The 947-nt window shown below is 45.8% G+C and carries 1 protein-coding gene; it reads right to left on the bottom strand.

The window, feature by feature from the left end; genetic code table 11:
• On the bottom strand, window positions 1-947 hold a 947-nt coding region (locus A3756_RS23625), incomplete at both ends, for an acyl-CoA dehydrogenase (protein ID WP_197481500.1).

The raw sequence follows: 947 nt of genomic DNA, 5'->3' as shown, positions 1-947 counted from the left end.
TCAACCGATGCAGCACCAATTGCGTTTGGATCATCCTTAACGCTATTGATAACATATTCTGTTACATCACTTAAACGCTCAAGCGCTGCAGACAGTGGCTTAACGAATTCAGCCAAGTCAGCATTATCAGCCTCTACCTGAATAAACGAAGCGACTTCTGAAGCAAATAGTTCGTAGAACTTACCGCCATTGGCGACAATCTTACGGCCCATCAAATCCAAAGATTGGATACCATTAGTACCTTCGTAGATTTGCGTAATACGCGTATCACGAACCAACTGCTCCTGGCCCCACTCACGAATGAAACCGTGACCACCAAATACTTGCTGGCCAGCAATACAACAATCTAAAGCACGATCAGTCAAATATGCTTTTGCAATAGGCGTCATCAATGCAACCATTGCTGATGCATGCTTCTTCTCATCAGCGTCATCTGAGTATTTCGCTGTATCCAAGAAAGTCGCAACATAGCTAGAGAAGGCACGACCACCCTCATTGTAAGCACGCATAGTCATCAACATACGGCGAATATCAGGATGCACGATTAGTGGGTCAGCAGCCTTTTCAGGTTGAGCCGGGCCTGTTGCCGCTCTACCCTGAATTCGATCCAATGCATACTCAACAGCATTCTGGTATGAACGCTCAGCAGCACCTAAGCCCTGAATACCAACACTCAAACGCTCGTAGTTCATCATTGTGAACATTGCGTTTAGACCTTGGTTAATCTCACCAACCAACCAGCCTTGAGCGCCGTCAAAGTTCATGACACAGGTTGCAGAAGCTTTGATACCCATTTTATGCTCGATAGAGCCAACCGTTACATTATTGTTCTCGCCAACAACGTTGTTCTCATCAACCTTGTTTCTTGGAACCAAGAACAGAGAAATACCTTTAGGGCCGGCAGGCGCATCAGGAAGCTTAGCGAGGACCAAATGAATAACGTTTTC

This window comes from Oleiphilus sp. HI0086, assembly GCF_001635225.1.
The sequence above is the reverse complement of the archived record's forward strand: the minus strand, read 5'-3'. Positions and strand labels throughout refer to the sequence as shown.